20 protein-coding genes and 1 pseudogene are annotated in these 15,969 nt (G+C 53.6%); 16 read left to right on the top strand and 5 right to left on the bottom strand.

Annotated elements, in window-relative coordinates; translation table 11 throughout:
* Positions 1–47: 47 nt before the first annotated feature.
* From ACPLUI_RS03780 to ACPLUI_RS03755, 6 genes are all read left to right on the top strand, one after another.
* Positions 48–437 carry a PadR family transcriptional regulator gene (locus ACPLUI_RS03780; protein WP_424658944.1) on the top strand — a complete coding sequence of 130 codons (390 nt, stop codon included), beginning with the start codon at positions 48–50 and terminating at the stop codon, positions 435–437.
* Positions 438–808: 371 nt separating this feature from the next.
* Positions 809–994, top strand: a complete 186-nt coding sequence (locus ACPLUI_RS03775; protein ID WP_424658943.1) for a hypothetical protein — start codon at positions 809–811, stop codon at positions 992–994.
* A 483-nt stretch (positions 995–1,477) separates the two neighbouring features.
* A complete protein-coding gene (locus ACPLUI_RS03770; RefSeq protein ID WP_424658942.1) occupies positions 1,478–1,798 on the top strand; it encodes a DUF6951 family protein in 321 nt (106 codons plus the stop codon).
* Between the two features lie 287 nt (positions 1,799–2,085).
* A complete protein-coding gene (locus tag ACPLUI_RS03765; protein WP_424658941.1) occupies positions 2,086–3,105 on the top strand; it encodes a ubiquitin-like domain-containing protein in 1,020 nt (339 codons plus the stop codon).
* 130 nt (positions 3,106–3,235) lie between these two features.
* Positions 3,236–4,114: a 16S rRNA (adenine(1518)-N(6)/adenine(1519)-N(6))-dimethyltransferase RsmA gene (rsmA, locus tag ACPLUI_RS03760; protein ID WP_424658940.1), complete on the top strand. Its 879-nt coding sequence runs from the start codon at positions 3,236–3,238 to the stop codon at positions 4,112–4,114.
* A 116-nt stretch (positions 4,115–4,230) separates the two neighbouring features.
* Complete coding sequence (locus ACPLUI_RS03755; RefSeq protein WP_424658939.1) at positions 4,231–4,701, top strand: ribonuclease H-like YkuK family protein; 471 nt, start codon at positions 4,231–4,233, stop codon at positions 4,699–4,701.
* Positions 4,702–4,807: 106 nt separating this feature from the next.
* On the opposite strand, the gene ACPLUI_RS03750 is transcribed toward ACPLUI_RS03755, so the two are convergent.
* Positions 4,808–5,611 (bottom strand): glycosyltransferase family 2 protein, encoded by an 804-nt coding sequence (locus ACPLUI_RS03750; protein ID WP_424658938.1) that lies wholly within the window; start codon positions 5,609–5,611, stop codon positions 4,808–4,810.
* 194 nt (positions 5,612–5,805) lie between these two features.
* Here ACPLUI_RS03750 and yabG point away from each other — a divergent pair.
* The 8 genes and pseudogenes from yabG (at position 5,806) to ACPLUI_RS03710 (ending at position 12,944) form a co-directional block, all read left to right on the top strand.
* Positions 5,806–6,608 (top strand): annotated as a pseudogene (gene yabG / locus ACPLUI_RS03745) (sporulation peptidase YabG).
* Between the two features lie 67 nt (positions 6,609–6,675).
* Positions 6,676–7,680: a hypothetical protein gene (locus ACPLUI_RS03740; RefSeq protein WP_424658937.1), complete on the top strand. Its 1,005-nt coding sequence runs from the start codon at positions 6,676–6,678 to the stop codon at positions 7,678–7,680.
* A gap of 44 nt (positions 7,681–7,724) precedes the next feature.
* The gene (locus tag ACPLUI_RS03735) at positions 7,725–8,114 is read left to right on the top strand and encodes a hypothetical protein (protein ID WP_424658936.1); all 390 of its coding nucleotides are present in this window, start codon (positions 7,725–7,727) and stop codon (positions 8,112–8,114) included.
* 193 nt (positions 8,115–8,307) lie between these two features.
* A complete protein-coding gene (locus ACPLUI_RS03730) occupies positions 8,308–9,345 on the top strand; it encodes a CAP domain-containing protein (protein WP_424658935.1) in 1,038 nt (345 codons plus the stop codon).
* A gap of 142 nt (positions 9,346–9,487) precedes the next feature.
* The gene (locus ACPLUI_RS03725) at positions 9,488–11,032 is read left to right on the top strand and encodes an SPOCS domain-containing protein (protein ID WP_424658934.1); all 1,545 of its coding nucleotides are present in this window, start codon (positions 9,488–9,490) and stop codon (positions 11,030–11,032) included.
* A 26-nt stretch (positions 11,033–11,058) separates the two neighbouring features.
* Positions 11,059–12,141: an SPOCS domain-containing protein gene (locus tag ACPLUI_RS03720; protein WP_424658933.1), complete on the top strand. Its 1,083-nt coding sequence runs from the start codon at positions 11,059–11,061 to the stop codon at positions 12,139–12,141.
* Between the two features lie 122 nt (positions 12,142–12,263).
* A complete protein-coding gene (locus ACPLUI_RS03715; RefSeq protein ID WP_424658932.1) occupies positions 12,264–12,560 on the top strand; it encodes a YbaB/EbfC family nucleoid-associated protein in 297 nt (98 codons plus the stop codon).
* Between the two features lie 12 nt (positions 12,561–12,572).
* Positions 12,573–12,944 carry a hypothetical protein gene (locus ACPLUI_RS03710; RefSeq protein ID WP_424658931.1) on the top strand — a complete coding sequence of 124 codons (372 nt, stop codon included), beginning with the start codon at positions 12,573–12,575 and terminating at the stop codon, positions 12,942–12,944.
* Positions 12,945–12,988: 44 nt separating this feature from the next.
* Here the strand turns inward: ACPLUI_RS03710 and ACPLUI_RS03705 are convergent, their stop codons facing one another.
* Together ACPLUI_RS03705 and ACPLUI_RS03700 are read right to left on the bottom strand one after the other, a co-directional pair.
* Entirely contained in the window at positions 12,989–13,303 is a 315-nt protein-coding gene (locus tag ACPLUI_RS03705) for a hypothetical protein (RefSeq protein WP_424658930.1), read from the bottom strand.
* A gap of 72 nt (positions 13,304–13,375) precedes the next feature.
* Complete coding sequence (locus tag ACPLUI_RS03700; protein ID WP_424658929.1) at positions 13,376–13,591, bottom strand: hypothetical protein; 216 nt, start codon at positions 13,589–13,591, stop codon at positions 13,376–13,378.
* Positions 13,592–13,707: 116 nt separating this feature from the next.
* Between ACPLUI_RS03700 and ACPLUI_RS03695 the strand changes: the two genes are divergently transcribed.
* Together ACPLUI_RS03695 and ACPLUI_RS03690 are read left to right on the top strand one after the other, a co-directional pair.
* Positions 13,708–14,250: a hypothetical protein gene (locus ACPLUI_RS03695; RefSeq protein ID WP_424658928.1), complete on the top strand. Its 543-nt coding sequence runs from the start codon at positions 13,708–13,710 to the stop codon at positions 14,248–14,250.
* A 94-nt stretch (positions 14,251–14,344) separates the two neighbouring features.
* Positions 14,345–14,791 (top strand): DMT family transporter, encoded by a 447-nt coding sequence (locus tag ACPLUI_RS03690; protein WP_424658927.1) that lies wholly within the window; start codon positions 14,345–14,347, stop codon positions 14,789–14,791.
* On the opposite strand, the gene ACPLUI_RS03685 is transcribed toward ACPLUI_RS03690, so the two are convergent.
* Positions 14,780–15,508, bottom strand: a complete 729-nt coding sequence (locus ACPLUI_RS03685; RefSeq protein ID WP_424658926.1) for a ZIP family metal transporter — start codon at positions 15,506–15,508, stop codon at positions 14,780–14,782. The two genes, ACPLUI_RS03690 and ACPLUI_RS03685, sit on opposite strands and share 12 nt — an antisense overlap.
* 107 nt (positions 15,509–15,615) lie before the next feature.
* Positions 15,616–15,969: LysM peptidoglycan-binding domain-containing protein (locus ACPLUI_RS03680; protein WP_424658925.1), on the bottom strand; the 354-nt coding region annotated here is incomplete at its 5' end.

The following is a 15,969-nucleotide window of genomic DNA, read 5'->3' as shown; positions in this document are numbered from 1 at the left end:
TTTTTCGCCAACTATATGACTAAGTCTATTATTGGAGTGAGTCTTAATTGGAAATTAAGAATTGTCCCTGTGAAGGCAAATACCTGGACAAAATGGTTCAGCCTGCCATATTGATAATTCTCACTGAGGCAAATCTCCACGGTTATAAAATTGTTCAAAGGTTGGCCGAAACACCAATGTTCAACGGTGATGAGCCGGATCCCGCCGGTGTTTACCGCTGCCTTAAGGCTATGGAAAAGCGTGGATTAATCGTTTCTTGCTGGGATATCTCCCGGACAGGACCGGCCAAACGCTTTTACCGTATCACAGAAGGAGGTAAGGAATGCCTAAGGCGCTGGATTGAAACCCTGGAAGAATATCACCGTATAATAGGTATGCTACTTTCGGAAGCAAAGAAAGTAACCACTCCAAGACCGGTCATAAAGCATGATTTATAACATCTATTTCTTTTGGTCAGGGAAAGAATTTCCCGGTTCTTATTCCCTGACCAGCGGGCAATCCGGAAAAGGGCACGGACCAAGAAAAGCATGGGAAAAAAGAATGTTCTTTGGAAGCGGTTCAAAGTAACCCGTGGATTAAGCATACAACAAAATTTCCGTGTGTTCAGGGGGTGAGGCAAAAAATTTTGAGGTTTTTACGAAAGGGTAGGCATGGGGGGAGACTGGTTTATTGGATAATTACGGAGGTGGTACGAAATGATCTCTACAGTCATTATGGAGTAGTGCCCGGAGAACCCATAGTATGAATGGCAAGAAAGAAGGGTTGTTGCCTATCCTAAATGAGTAAAACCCACAGGAGGTGTTAAAAAATGAAACTGGACCCTGAGATTGAGAAAATCCTTGATAAGGCATTAGCAGGCGAGCAAATCATTCGTCAGGAAGCAGTCAAACTTCTTCAAGTAGATGAAAACTCACCCGAGCTTTATGCTATTATGTCGGTAGCCAACACACTGACGAGGCAAGGTGGACTCCATTATCAAGACAGTTTTATTTAAGAGCCGAATACGTGTTTTATAGACCTTAGAATGGTTAGGGTTATTAAACCATTGGCACTACCAAATTTTTTCGTCAGCTGGTTCTATTCCTGGGATATCGTCTTTGGAAAATGGCCTGCTTAGTTAAAAATGATGGGAGTAACAGCAGGTGAAAATATTCAGTGAACCAGTTATTGGGGTGATAACCCGAGGAGAATGTCTCGAAAAATTTTCACGAGGGAGGTTCACAACCCCCAGAAGGTGCTGGGCGGTTATCGCTCAGAGCAGATAGAGGCTGCTTGAGGGTAAGATCTAAAGTCTTGGGTGGGGAAAGCCGCTCACCCCCATTAGGGCACAGACCCTGTTTTTGAGACTGAATTTTGGGGAGATGCCTGCTGGATCTTGATACGGACGACGATTTCTCCCCCCGTTGCCATGCCAGGGGATTTATTTTATAATTTAATCAGTTAAAGCAGGGTTTTTACGGGAAGAGGGGTAGACGACATGGCCAAGGCCAAAGTAATGGCTGGCGCCTGTGGGTTTACCAGCGTGATAAAAGTTACTAAAATAGGCAAGATGAAGGTGCGTGTGCAGATTATCAGCGCCTGCCAGGACCTGCGCAGTTTAAACGAGGACCTGGCCGAGGTTGACTGCAGTCGCAATGTCTTCGGTAAAATGATCGATTCAGTGATATACCAGATAGCCAGCAAAAGGCTCAAACACCCCGACTGCCCGGTGCCCTGTGCCATCATCAAAACCATTCAGGTGGAACTGGGTGGAGCTGTTCCCAGAGATGTGATCATTAAAATTGACGCCCATGGCTAGCGAGAAGAGAATTCAAAGGTTCCCGGTTTTTTAACTTAACGAAGTCCCGGTAAAGCGGGACTTTTTCATTTTTCAAGCGGATCCCGGTTCATTTTTGCAGCTTTCTTGCATAGGATAGAGGAAAGGCCCAACCAGGCAACCTCATTCTGGAACAAGAGATGCCAACAACCTGGCGCCGTTTATCGACATAACTTTTTCCATTTAGCGGCAGGAAACTGATTCTTCCACCGCGAATTATATCCACTGCTGAGTCAGGGGTTCACAGCAAACCAAAAAGGAGGGGTAGTGTGGAATGGTATACCCTCGGCCGCCCGCGGAAGTCTTCTCGTGGTGGTCCTGGTCCCCGTAATTACCGCCTCATTTTGCTGTGCCTGTGTTTACTTCTGGTAGTAGCGGCGGGGAGCTTGTTTTTTGCCGGGTACGCCTGGGCGAAAAAACATATTACCCTGCTGGTTGATGGAAAGGAAATTAATTTGGAAACCCGGGTTGATACAGTAGGGGATGTCTTGAAAACACAGGGTATTCGGTTGGGTCCCGGGGACCGGGTGGAACCGGAGCTTGCCGCGCCGGTTGCCGAAGGAATGCGGGTGGCGGTTAAAAGAGCGGTGCCGGTTACAGTAACTGCCGGCGGAAAAACGTTGAAACTGCGTACTGCAGCATCGACTGTGCGGGAAGCGCTTCAAAAGGCAAAGATTCTACCGGGCAGGGAAGATATAGTTACTCCGGGACTCGAAGAGAAGGTTCGTTCGGATATGGCTATTCGTGTGATCAGAGTGCGCCGGGTGGTCAGGGAAATAGTGGTTCCCGTGCCTTACTCGGTCCGCCGGGAAACGGACCCCAACCTGTTGCGCGGGCAGGTAAAGGTAATCCGGGCCGGCCGGCAGGGGAAGGAAAAGCAGCGGTGGGTGCTGGTCTACCATGACGGGCAGGAGGTTGATAGAGTCATGGAAGCCAGCCAGGTGATTACCCCCCCTGTAGACCGTGTTGTAAGGGTGGGCACGTTGCAGCAGGTTTCCCGGGGCGGCAGGGATGTCCGGTTCAGCAGGGTTATTGCTATGGTGGCTACAGCCTATACTTATACGGGTAATAATACTGCCTGCGGAGTATACCCGCGTGTTGGTATAGTGGCAGTGGACCCCCGGTTGATACCCCTGGGTACCCGCCTTTATGTGGAGGGTTATGGTTATGCCACAGCTCTGGATGTAGGTTCCAGCGTCCGGGGAAACCGGATCGACCTGTTCATGGAAAGTGCAGCCGAAGCCAGGCGCTGGGGTGTCCGGCGGGTGAACGTCTACGTTCTGGATTGAAACTGGAATGAAACTGGTGAAATAAATAAACAGACAATGAAAAAGGGGGGAAGCCCCCTTTTTCATTTACAGGGAAAACAAATGGGTTATAATATGAGTATGTTAACAACTGGCGAGTGAGGGTTCGGGTTTGTCCGGGGAGCTTTCTTTGGGCCGGTTAAAGGCCATTTTGGAAAAGCATAACATCCGTTTGCGCAGGTCTCTGGGACAAAACTTTTTGGTGGATGGCAATATCGTGCGCAAGATCGTAACGGCCAGCCGGCTTGCGCCCGGGGATGTGGTGGTGGAAATAGGTCCGGGGGCGGGTAATCTAACGACGGCCCTCGCCGCCACCTGTGCCCACGTGGTAGCTGTGGAACTCGACAGGAGACTGCTGCCCGTGCTGGAAGAGGTTATCGGCGGGCTGCAGAATGTCACGCTGGTCCTTAAAGACGCTCTGGAAGTGGATTTCGACCGGCTGGTGGCTGGAGTTACGGGGGCGGCCGTCTACAAGGTGGTGGCCAATCTCCCCTACTACATCACCACTCCTTTGATCATACACCTTTTGCGGGGACAATCCGGTGTTGCCGAAATGGTGCTCATGGTCCAGCTGGAGGTTGCCGAAAGGCTTGTGGCTGCACCCGGAAGCAAGGACTATGGGGCGTTTACCGTTACGGTCCAATATTATTGCCGCCCGGAGATTCTCTTCCGTGTCCCCCGCACTGTTTTTTTCCCCCAGCCCGAAGTGGATTCGGCGGTGGTCCGGTTGACCAGACGGGAAAAACCGGGCGTGACGGTTGATGATGAGGCTCTTTTCTTCACCCTGGTGCGCGGAGCCTTTGCTCAGAGAAGGAAAACGCTGGCCAATGCCCTGGCCGGCGCCAGAGTTTTCCCCGGCTGGACCCGGGCGACCTGGGAGGAAGTTTTGAATCAGGCAGGCATTGACCCCCGCTGCCGGGGAGAGACCTTGAATCTGGAGGAATTTGCTGCTCTGGCCCGGGTTTGCCGGCAGCGCCTGGTGGAAAGTTGAGTCCGGTACGAGTGCTGGCTCAAGTCGCGCTGGCGGCCCGGGGAAAAGGGTCTGGTAAGCGGAATTGAGGAGTTAGCCGCCGACGTCAGGCTGGTAGTCCTGAGAGGAGGTTGCCCATGTATTTTACCAGTCCTACTAAAGGTAGAATGACTTTTGAGCAGATGATGGCCGATATTATGGGTTATATCACCGGCCTGCCCACTTCGGCTTACAAGATTATAATTGGCTCCGATTCCCAGGTAAAACAGGAAACCTGTTTCATCACGGCTGTTATTGTTCACCGGTTGGGTAAGGGCGCCCGCTATTACTACCGTAAGAAAATCCAGCGTAAGATCAAAAGTTTAAGGCAGAAAATCTTTTATGAAACCGCCCTGAGCCTGGAGTTGGGCGGCTTGATTGCCAGGCATTTTGCCGAGTGCGGCCTGGACGATTTGCAGGTGGAGATCCACATCGATGTGGGTACCCATGGCGAAACAAGAGATTTAATCCGCGAAGTCGTAGGTATGGTTACGGGCAGCGGCTTCCAGGCCAAGATTAAGCCCGAAGCCTATGGTGCTTCCAGCGTGGCCGACAAACATACAAAATAGGTTGCAAAATAGGTTGCCTCGCAACCCGGTTACCAATCTTCCAATAAAGGACAGAGGAGGTCTCCAGGTTTTCTCTGAAGGCCTCTTTTTTTTACGTTTCAGCGGGTCAATTCAATGCTTCCATCAAATTGAAAGCATCCAGCAAATCAAACCTGCGCTCCGGGTGGTAGCCCAGGTAGCTGATGCCGTTCAGGCTGCGCTCCCGGGGCAACCCGCGAGCCAGGTTTAAGGCTTCCAGGTAGTCTCCTATGATAGTTTCGGCAATCCGCCGGGCATGCACGGGGCTGCGGAAGGGGGAACCCAGGTGCCGGTGGGCAATGGCAGCCTCCACGCCGATTTTTAACCCCTGCCGGGCAGCCAGAACCAGGGCTACCGGGGGTATGGCCAGCTCCCTTGGGGGTACCCGGGTGAGGAACTTGTGAGAAACGGCGTGGGGGCCGTGGGAGGGAGAAGCCGCTCCTATGAACCGGGCCAGGCCCAATTCCCGGTTTAAGGCCAGGCGTATTTCCAGCAGGTAGCTGGCCAGGTCGGAAAGCCGGCCCGGTTCATCGGCGGGGTAGCAGTCTGTTAAAGCCAGGTCTATTCCTTTGCCGGTCACCGCCATGACGAGTTTTCGCAGGACTCTCAGGATGTCCCCGTCCATATCCCCGTCCACAAAAAGAACTGCCTGTGCGCCCAGCTTCCTGGCCCGGATTGTGCCCACCGCCCTGGGTATGTCGATACCCAGAGCTTCGGGAAAGACGAGCGGTTTTACCAGCCGGGCGGGGAAATGCCGGATGATTTGTTCCGAACAGTCATTGCATCCGTTGAGCACCGGGATTACAAGGTCAACCGGTACGGCCAGCAAGCTCTTCAAAACTTTTTCCACAGATGGGGCTTCGTTTTTCACCGGAACCACGGCTGCCAGCATTGAGACTCTCCTTTCATAATCAGTTGATACTTAATGTATGAAACAATACTGGTGTTTGCTGCCAGGTACCCTCACCTTTTCCAGAGGCTCCAGCATAAAATGGGTAAAAAAGCGAGGAGGAAGCTGCCGTGGAAGGCATCAAGGTTGGAGACATAGTAGGGCGAATTTCGTACGGCTGCGACGTCTTTTTTAAAGTGGTGGAGTTAACAACAGGAGAAAACGGTAAAAAGAATGCTCGCTTGAAGGGTCTTGATATGCGCCTTTGTGCGACCGCTCCGGTGGAAGACCTGCGCAAGTTTGAACCGGCCGAGGTAGCTGCCTTCTGGAATTCCTTTATGGTAAAAAATCATGAACACATGAAACGCGTCTTTCAGCGCCGGGAACAGGACCGGCAGTTCCTGGCCCGGGGTAACGACGTGATTTCCAGTCTGAGCAGTTTTGATGTCCCGGGTTCCGTGCTGCATATAGATGGCGACGGTGACTACCTGGAACTGTGCCTGACCACCTACCGCCAGCTGGGCATACCCGCTGCCGGTTACCACGTCAGTGAGCAGAAACAGCCCGAGGTAGTTATCGATCTGCTCCAAAAACACCGTCCCGATATACTTGTACTCACCGGCCACGACGGTATTGAAAAAGATACTAAAAATTTTTCCGACCTGAACAGTTATCACCACTCCCGTTACTTTGTGGAAGCAGTTAGAAGAGCACGTTTGTATGAAAAAAGCCGGGATGATCTGGTTATCTTTGCCGGGGCCTGCCAGTCCCACTATGAAGCCATACTTGAGGCGGGAGCAAATTTGCCAGCTCCCCCCACCGTGTTCTCATTCATACTTTTGACCCGGTATTTGTAGTGGAAAAAATCGCCTACACATCAATATATGCCCATATTTCTCTGAAGGACATTATAGCCGGGACCATTACCGGATTTCCGGGCATTGGTGGTGTGGAAACCAGGGGGAAATACCGGCTCGGGTTACCTAAATCTCCATATTGATAGATTCCGTCACCCCTTCCGGTCCTTTTGCATATGATGGCACAGGGACTTTGAGGAGGGGTTTTTTATGGAAAAATATTTTCGCGTCCTGAAAAAATCCCGGGATAAGCTTTTGCAATTGCCCAATGTGACCGGGATAGGGGTCGGCCTGAAACAGGTGTCCGGTGAAACCACCAATCGCCCCGCCCTCATTATCTTTGTCAAGAAAAAGGTGCCGGCCGGGGGTCTCGTCCGTGCACAACAGGTGCCCTCTCATATTGACGGATTACCTACCGATGTTATAGAAATCGGAGAGGTCAGGTTGCTTTCCCTGCGGACGGGTAGGGAGCGGCCTGCACAGCCCGGGATGAGTATCGGCCACTACAGGATCAGCGCCGGTACCTTTGGTGCGGTGGTGAAGGACCGGGCTACCGGGGAGCCGCTGATTTTGAGCAATAACCACATTCTGGCCAACGCCACCGACGGGAAGGACGGGCGCGCCGCCATTGGGGACCCCATTCTGCAGCCCGGCCCCTATGACGGCGGCCAGGCCAGAGACCGCATCGGTACGTTGTTGCGCTTTTCCCCTCTCCTCCGCAGCGTCCAGGAGACCGAATGCCCGGTGGCCGAAGCTATGGTCAAGGCGGGCAATATGCTGGTCCACCTGGTCAGGCCTCATTACCAGCTAAAAATGTTCCAGTATTACAGGGGGGCCAATATTATCGATGCTGCCGTGGCCCGTCCGGACAGCCCCGACATTATTGACGGAGAGATTCTTGAAATTGGGAAGGTGGAAGGTGTGGCCCGGGCGACTCCGGGGCAGGAAGTGATGAAAAGCGGCCGTACCAGCGGCGTCACTGAGGGGTCGGTGACTGCTGTCGGTGTAACCCTGGAAGTGGAAATAGGAAATAACGAAAAAGGCTGGTTTACGGACCAGGTGGTTACCGATATGATCTCCCGCCCCGGGGACAGCGGCTCTTTAGTGCTGGACCACGAGAAGCGGGCTGTAGGTCTTTTATTTGCCGGCTCTGAAAAATACACGGTTTTCAACCGCATTGAACACGTGCTTTCGCGGCTGGAGGTGGAGTTTTAAGTGCTTGCTCCCGGACTGAAGGTCCTGGTAGAGGTGAAGGGATAGTGATTGACCATACTCTTCCCGGTAGTGCGGAGGTTGCCCTGGTGATGCTGGGTGGGAAGGTGCCGGCCATTGGGCCGTTGATTGATAGCCGCCAGGAAGCTGTTAGGATCGCCCGCTACTTTATGGAAAAAATCAATGCTCTGGCTGACCGCTCCCGGTTTTTTCAAATATTGACGGCACGCCAATCCGACGGCCGCTATGCATTGCTTTTGCAGGGTGAAGGAGTGGTCATGGAGGTCTTGCATATAGACGAACTGCAGCTCAGGCGCTTTCGCAAAGTATTTCGGCGGGGGTTGTTCATTTTAACAGTCTTTTTCAAAGGAGAAACGGGGATGGAATGCCTGGCCGTAACTGATGGGCTGGGAGCGGTCATTTATACCCCCGGCTGATCAAAAATGACATAATAAACCAGTGCGCACAGAAGATATATAATCAGCCAGTCAAGGGAGCTAATTGGGTGTCCTGTAAAAATTACGGGATATTGTGTCGAAATAGCAGTTTTGCCGGAGAGTTACTTTTTTTGATAGATTAGATAAAAAACCCCGGACAGGCGGGGTTAAAGAACAGAAGAGGAGTGTGGTCATGGGTAAAAGCAGTGTGAAGTCGCTGGCTGGTCTGGTTGTGGGTACCTTGTTCATGGTGGGGCTGTTTCTCCAACCGTTCCAGGCCCGGGCGGCCGTCCCCTGCAGTTCTTGCTACCCGGGCGGCAACGGCGGGCAGAAAGCTTCTGTTTCAGGAGCCATCCCGGCCGCCCGGGAGATAGCCACGACTCCGGAAGAGAGCCGCATGCTGGTGCTGGTTAATCACGAGAGGAGTAAGAAGGGCCTCCCGGCTTTACAGGTTGATTCCCGGCTGGTTAAAGTGGCCCAGCAAAGGGCCGGCCAGGTGGTGGACAGGGGTTCTGGCGGATTGTCCGGCTCCTTGTTACGGCTGTTGAAGGCGGAAGGTGTTGGCTGTACTTATGCTGCCCAAACGGTGGTTCAGGCCCCGTCTGTGGATAGTGCTTACCGGGCTCTGATTAAGTCCTCTTCTTACCTTCAGGAGATATTGAGCACCAGGTATGACCGGATCGGAGTGGGTGTGGTCCGAAAGGGGTCCAGGTTGTATATAGTTCAGCTTTTAACAGGTGGACAGGCCGGGTTGTCCCGGACACAGCCACCACCCCAGCCCGTACCTCAACCTGCGTCCGGCCCCGCTCCCGGCTCCGGGGCGGCAGCACAGCCCGGGCAGGTAAGCAGCCTGACGGTGGACGAACAGGAGATGCTCCAGCTGGTGAACCAGGAGCGCGCACGTTACGGCCTGGCTCCGTTGAAGGTAAATATGGAACTGGTCAAAGTGGCGCGGCTCAAAGCGAGTGATATGGTGGAGAAGGACTACTTCAGCCATACCTCCCCCACTTACGGTAGTCCCTTTGAAATGATGAGCCGCTTTGGTATCACCTACAGCTATGCTGGCGAAAACCTGGCCGGTGCCCCTACGGTGGAGGTTGCTCACCAAAGTCTGATGAATTCTCCAGGCCACCGGGCTAACATTTTAAACGCCAATTTTAAGGAAATAGGTATAGGAGTGGTTTCCAGCCCCCGCTACGGGAAAATTTTCGTGCAGATGTTTATTGGATAAACTATTTTATCCATAAAATCTCCCGGTCTGCCTTCAACCGGGAGATTTTTTCTTTTGCCGGGTGATTACCAAAATTCCGCACATTAATTGACATGGCTCATATATATATTATAGACCCACTTTGAAAGGAGGAGTGTGCCCCATGGTTGGAACCGCCGCAACGGCCACGGAACGGTTGCGGGTCAACCAGGTGGTTAGCGAAGACACGCAGCAGGTCGTGGTTCGCGGCAAGATCACCGTACCGGACCCGAAACCTGATGTGCAGAAAATCCTTTCCACAGATAAATCAGCCAAGATCAAGAAGACAGAGCTGATTCCGGACAAGGCAATTGTTGAGGGGACCCTGACCCTGCAGATTGTTTACGTGGCCTTTGACCCCTCCCAATCGGTACATCACATGCACCAGCAGCTCTCATTCTCCGGTTATGTAGAACTTCCGGGGGCCAGGCCGGGTATGGATGTCACTGCCAGGGTTACAGTGGAAGATGTCAGCATCACGCGCACTTCCGGTGACCCTCGCCAGTTTGATGTGACCGCCGTTCTGAGTGTTTTTGTAAAAGTAACGGAGATGCGGGATGTGGACGTTGTCACCAGCTGTCCTGCCGGGGCCACCTGCGAGATGGAGACCATCAAGGTGGCCAATGTGGTGGGCAGCGGGACCAGGCAGGTCATCGTCAGCGAGGATTTTGAGGTGCCGGGGGAGAAGCCGCCCGTAGCAAAGATTTTGGAGGTAGACGCTACGGCCGAAATAACCGGCAAAAAGACCATAAAAGATAAGGCAGTCATTGAGGGTACGGTAACCGTGCAGGTCCTGTACGTGGCTGCTGAGCCCGACCAGCCTGTACACCAGCTCCACCACACATTCCGCTTCAGTGATGTTGTGGAAATACCCGGGGCGAAACCGGATATGGATGTCCGGGTGGATGTCAGGGTGGAAAGTGCCGATGTGGAAATCGTAGATGGTAACAAACTCAGGGCTGACGTGGTCTTGAAGCTGACTGCCTTTGCAACCGAACCCAAGCAGGTCAACGTCATTACGAAGATCAGCGGCGTCCAGGCCACCATGACCAAACTCAAAATTGATCATGTGGTGGGGGAGGACAGCACCCAGGTGGTGCTCCGGGATACCTTCGAGACTCCGGACCCCAAACCCGATGTGGAAAAGATCATCGACGTTACAGTTCAGGAAGTCAAGGTTACCGAAACAAAAATTATCAGCGATAAAGTGATCGTGCGCGGTTATGTGGATGTAAACGTGGTGTATGTGGCCAAAAAGCCCGACCAGACTGTTCACGCGCTGGAGCGGCGGTTGCATTTCCGCACCTTCGTGGAAGTCAAGGGTGCCCGGGAAGGTATGGACGTTGACGTGCGCCCTGTGGTTGAGTATGTTTCTGCTGATGCTGAAGGGCCTAACGTCATTCTGGAGGTGGTGCTCAAGGTAACGGTGAAGGTGACGGAGTCGCTGCAGCGGGACGTGGTTATTTCCGTAGCTCCCGCTCCTTCTGTAATCTGCCCGCCCGGTGAGACCATAGACTATGTCGTACAACCTGGAGACACTTTCTGGAAGATTGCACAAAAGTTTGGGACTACGGTAAGTGCCATAGAAAATGCAAATCCCTGCAAGGACCCGCAGAACTTACAGCCCGGGGATGTAATCAAGGTCCCCTGTCCTCCCGCCAAGGGTTAAACAAGTTTTATAAGGAGGTAGGTCTGATGCCAATGGAGTATGTCTATACCGAACCGGAAGAGGTAATGTGCCTCAAAATCAAGGTGCCGGTGGTGCTGGCCGAGGAAGAAGCTCAGGTGCTGGTAGACAGTACTGTCACCCTGCCCGAACTGGCCAAGAAAGTGGACCATATCGATGCCAGGGTGGAAGGTCTTGAGGCCGAGCCGGTTTTCATCCACGAAAGTATCGGCCACTGGTTTCCGAAGATAAGTCATGAATGGAAACACCACTTTAAAGACGTTGTCGGGCATGTGGCAGTTGTTAAAAAGATCATTGTCAGCGGTGTGCTGCACAAGCAAATCTTTTATGTTAATAACCGTGATGAAGTAAAGCATTTTGCTGAACACGTGCCTTTCACCAAAATGATTGACCTTAAAGAGCCCCAGGCTGTGCTCCGTGAAGACGATGTCATGGTTCAGTTTCCCAAACCCAGGTTTGACATTACCTGGGAGCTGGTCCGGGCCAGCCGCCTGCATCAGACCGGTGTGATTATCGTACGTCTCAAGGTGGTGGAAGAGCGGCAGATCTATGTGCAGCTTTGCCCGTCTCCCGAACTCTGCCCTCCCGGCAACCTTCTGGAAGACCCGGGCTTTGAGCAGTGGGCGGGCAACGTGCCCATCTTCTGGGGTGCAACGCCCAACGTCGCTCCCACCACTGCCGCCCATAGCGGTAGTTTTGCAGCAGAACTGGGAGTTGCCAGCCCCACCAGTACAGCAGCCGTCTTCCAGGCCGTCCGCCGGGGCATAGCTCCTGCCAGGGCTTACAAGCTGACCTTCTGGGCCAGGGAAAATGTTGCTACCGCTACTCCGGTAAGTGCTTTCAACCTGGTGGCGGAAGTGCGCTTCTTTGACCGCAACGGAGTGCAGATTGACGGTGCCATCCAGAGCATTGGCAGTGTGAACATTCCTGATAACAACTACCAGCAGTTCACACTGAGCGTACCTGTTTCACCTGCTGGTGCCCGTACCGCTCTGGTTCGTTTTACCTTTAACCCGGCCGCCGGAAACACCAACACTGTCAAGATTGATGATGTGAGCTTTGAATGCATCGGAGGCTTCCCGACTTCATAAACCCTGTTAAAAAGGGCTCTTAAAAATAAATAAACTTGAAGTTGAAGAATAACGGCCATTGTATTTTAACGAATAGAGCTGTTTTCCACAGCTTTTCTTTTTGTTCACAGGAGGGGGAAATAGTGTTCTTCAATACACCCAAACTGACACAGCAGTTGCAGGAGTTGATGGAAGAAGCCAGGCGGATCCTGATCACAAAGGAGTCACCCCGGGGGACATTGCGGCTGACAGTGAACGGCCTGCAACAGGTACTCGAAGTAAGTTTCGGGCCCGGTGCTCTGGCATTGGACCGGGGAGAACTGGCAGCGGTCGTCAGGGACACCTTTAACGAGGCACTCGCGGAAGCGCGCAGGCAGCTTAAGGAAGAAGTAATGAAAATGACGGGGATAAATTTGCCCCACCTGCCGGGACTCTTTTAAGGGGGAGGTTAAATGGGGGACGAGAAGGGTCAACATCAGGGTCTGGAGACAACGCTTTTCCAATTGCTGGAACAAAAAGGGTATTCAACGGACCCTCTCATTTTACTCAGCCTGGTGAACCTGATGGGGCTGATCAATCTTATGGAACACCGCCTCGGGGTCCAGCGGCAGGAGGCGAAAGGGGAGGCTGGTGGAAAGGGTGCTGGTGGACCTTCACGGCCCGGAAACCGGGAAACCCCTCCTCAGCTGGCCGGTTTCCTGGGCAGCCTGCTGGGTCCACTGAACCCACCCCGCGCCCCAGCACCGTCTTCTGCGGAAGGGAGTGTTCCGGCTTCAAATGAAGGGACTGCCACTTCTCCCGCGGGGAAAGGTGGCAAAGACTAAAAAAATAAAAATAGGGGTTCCTCGTGGGGAACCCCCGGGTATTTTCAGGGGTTTTGTTTTCCCGGCATTTTGGTGTCCGGGAACTGCACCTCGTCCGGGGGTGCCGGTTCCTGGCCTGCCGGGATGTCAGCGGGTAAAAGTGTGGCAGAGAGGCTGGCTCCACTCACCCCTCCGGTCAGTTGCATCATGCTCGCATGCCACGCTTCCAGCCCCGCACGCGTGGTCTTGAGGACATTCCGGGTGGCTTCCATAAAAGAGGCCAGCTGGCTTAAACGTTCTTCTATGTCTGACCTGGTGGATAATATGAGCAGTAACGGGATTAAAAGTGCATGAAACCGCTCATTGTAAAATTCCGACATTAAAAACCCCCCTTCCCCCTGTTTCTATATTTTATGTTTGCAGCTCCAGAATCTGACACCATTTCCTGAAAGTTATTGTGCACCTGTTTGACCTGAAGCACCTGCGAGGCCTGCATGGAAGGTTTCCATTCCGCTGCGGAATATCTGTACCGATTGCCGGGTGGCCTGGAGCAGCGAGCTCAGGTGGGCTAATTGTTGTTCCACGTTTGGTCTGGTGGAAAGCAGCAGCAGGATTAGAATTAGAAACAGGGTGAAAGGGCTGTTGGGCTGTAGCGTCTGGCCAGCCACGTTTTAATTCCCCCTCTCGTAATGTTTTTCTAAAGTTATTCTACGTCACAAAAGTCCATCCGGTGACAGCAACTTGGAGCAGGGGGGTGAATATCCTGGAGGGAGGGATTTTATAAATGGCCGATGAAAAGGCAAAAGGGCAGAATCTGGAACACATACTCTTTTCTTTGCTGGACTATCAGTCGAAACAGGGAGCAACCAGTGACGACACCATGTTGATGCTCGGGCTTTTGAACCTCCTGGGGATCGTAAGTTTGATGAATAAGCAGGCAGGTTGTGCGGTTGTTCCACAGCCGGCTACGGCGGCTACCGGTTCCATGCTGAACACCCTCCTGCAGATGATGGGGGGAGTTCCACCGGGTGGTGTGCTGCCCGGTCAACCGGCTCCTCCGGAGCAAAATGCCCCTCCTTTACCGCTAAACCCGGCCCTGTTGATGTCGTTGATGAACCAGCAGCCGGGACAGGGGCCCGACCCGGCCATGTTGCTAAACCTTTTGAGCAGCATCATGGGTGGTCAGGGAGCGCCACCCCGGAGGCCGCCGGCAGTGTCGTCGCCCGCGGCTGAAAGGAAAACGGGTTCCACCCCTGCTGCAGGAGGTGAAGTTAAAGGGCAGGCAATGAAATGGGGGTCGCAACTGGAAAAAGAAAAACGGGCCTGAACCTGTAAGGCGGCCGGCTTCGTTACCGGCCGCACATAATTTTTGTCCCGGGGAAGAAAATTAACCATAAAGCATTAAGTTGGGGGGTGACCGGTTGAGCGTCAGGTTACTGGCCCTGGCGGTCGCCGCTCTCTCCGGGGTTACCATGGCCGTTCAGGGGTCATTAAATGCGGCCCTGGGCAAAATAATCGGACTGCTGGAAACCACCTTTGTGGTTCACCTGGTGGGTTTGGCCCTGGTAGCAGTGCTTTTGTTCGGCTTTCGCCTCGGGGATGGCCGGCTGGCCGAATTTAGCCGGGCGCCCTGGTATTATTACCTGGGCGGTCTGCTGGGGGTTTTAATCATCTACTGTGTGGTGCGCAGTATTCCCAGGGTCGGAGTAGCACCGGCCACCACGGCCATTATTCTCGGACAGGTGCTGACTGCCAGCTTGATTGATCACCTGGGTCTGTTTGGTATGGAAAGGCTCCCCTTTACATGGTGCCGTCTGCTGGGCACGCTGCTTATGGCAGGTGGAGCCTGGCTATTGCTAAAAAAATAGGTTCAGCAAGATGACCAGGACAGTCCCCACGCAAAGGCCCAGGGAAGCTGCCGGGCGGTCCAGGCGCAGGCATTCGGGCAGCAGCTTTTCTTTGACGATGTAGGCCATGGCTCCCGCAGCCAGGGCCAGGAGGGAAGATAAAAAGGCCGGGGAGGTCCGGGTCAGCAGAAGGCCCAACCAGCAGCCCAGGGGAGTAACCAGGCTGACCAGCCCGTTTATAAACAATATGACCGGGGGGGAGAGGCCTCCGGCCGCCAGGGGGGCCGCAGTGGCCATTCCTTCCGGGATGTTGTGCAGGGCTATAGCCAGGGCCAGAAGGGGGCCCAGGTGGCCGGGTTCTACAAATCCGGCGGCAATGGCCAGTCCTTCCGGCAGGTCGTGAAGGGCGATACCGGCAGCTATAAGGTACCCCATTTTCAGGTAAATATAATCAAGCTCACCTGCAGTGCTTTCACTGTTTAGAAACAGGTCCAGGGCAACCATCAGAAGGACGCCGGCCATAAATCCCAGGAGCCCCTGGGTTGCGCTGCCGTAGCGCATGGCTGCCGGAATTAAATCCAGGAGTACCACGGCCAGCATCACTCCTGCTGCCAGGCCGGAAAAAAGAGAAAAGGACCGCCGCCCCAGGCGGCCCCAGATGAGCACCAGCATGGCCCCCAGACAGGTGCTCAGGCCGGCGAAAAGGGCCATCAGCATTACCGGGATCAAAATATTCACCTGCCAGGTCGAGTTGGGGGACAACTTGAGTCATAAACTGTTGACTGTTGATGATGTTAAATTATATTAAACCTGGCAGTATTTTATACCAGAGGTAATGCGTGGTTCTACCGGCCCGGGATGACGATCACCTGCCCCGGATAAATTTCATCAGGGTTGGCCAGGCCGTTCAATTCAATGAGGCTGGAAAGGGGTATGCCGAACCGGCGGGCAATTTGCCACAGGGTATCTCCAGGCTGCACCACGTACCCGTCTTCCCCGGAGCCGGTACGGGCGGCGTTTGCTCCTGTTACAATGCGTACCGGGGTGCCAAGCGGCACGTGGGGAAAGAGTTCTTCGATGTGGTGGTTGTACATGCGGATGCACCCGTTGGAGACGGCCTTGCCGATGGAGTCGGGATTGTTTGTACCGTGGATACCATAATTCCCCCCGGGTATGTCCAATCCCATCCAGCGGGTACC

Origin of the sequence: Desulfofundulus sp. (genome assembly GCF_049701015.1) — a bacterium.
Lineage (GTDB): Bacteria > Bacillota > Desulfotomaculia > Desulfotomaculales > Desulfovirgulaceae > Desulfofundulus.
This window is presented reverse-complemented; position numbering and strand designations above follow the sequence as displayed.

What these genes read in the sequence shown, in the direction of transcription:
- ACPLUI_RS03695 (WP_424658928.1), top strand. Translation starts at nt 13,708, where the DNA reads ATGGCCGATGAAAAGGCAAAAGGGCAGAATCTGGAACACATACTCTTT.
- ACPLUI_RS03740 (WP_424658937.1), top strand. Translation starts at nt 6,676, where the DNA reads ATGGAAAAATATTTTCGCGTCCTGAAAAAATCCCGGGATAAGCTTTTG.
- ACPLUI_RS03725 (WP_424658934.1), top strand. Translation starts at nt 9,488, where the DNA reads ATGGTTGGAACCGCCGCAACGGCCACGGAACGGTTGCGGGTCAACCAG.
- ACPLUI_RS03720 (WP_424658933.1), top strand. Translation starts at nt 11,059, where the DNA reads ATGCCAATGGAGTATGTCTATACCGAACCGGAAGAGGTAATGTGCCTC.
- ACPLUI_RS03775 (WP_424658943.1), top strand. Translation starts at nt 809, where the DNA reads ATGAAACTGGACCCTGAGATTGAGAAAATCCTTGATAAGGCATTAGCA.
- ACPLUI_RS03755 (WP_424658939.1), top strand. Translation starts at nt 4,231, where the DNA reads ATGTATTTTACCAGTCCTACTAAAGGTAGAATGACTTTTGAGCAGATG.
- ACPLUI_RS03710 (WP_424658931.1), top strand. Translation starts at nt 12,573, where the DNA reads ATGGGGGACGAGAAGGGTCAACATCAGGGTCTGGAGACAACGCTTTTC.
- ACPLUI_RS03770 (WP_424658942.1), top strand. Translation starts at nt 1,478, where the DNA reads ATGGCCAAGGCCAAAGTAATGGCTGGCGCCTGTGGGTTTACCAGCGTG.
- ACPLUI_RS03750 (WP_424658938.1), bottom strand. Translation starts at nt 5,611, where the DNA reads ATGCTGGCAGCCGTGGTTCCGGTGAAAAACGAAGCCCCATCTGTGGAA.
- ACPLUI_RS03730 (WP_424658935.1), top strand. Translation starts at nt 8,308, where the DNA reads ATGGGTAAAAGCAGTGTGAAGTCGCTGGCTGGTCTGGTTGTGGGTACC.
- ACPLUI_RS03705 (WP_424658930.1), bottom strand. Translation starts at nt 13,303, where the DNA reads ATGTCGGAATTTTACAATGAGCGGTTTCATGCACTTTTAATCCCGTTA.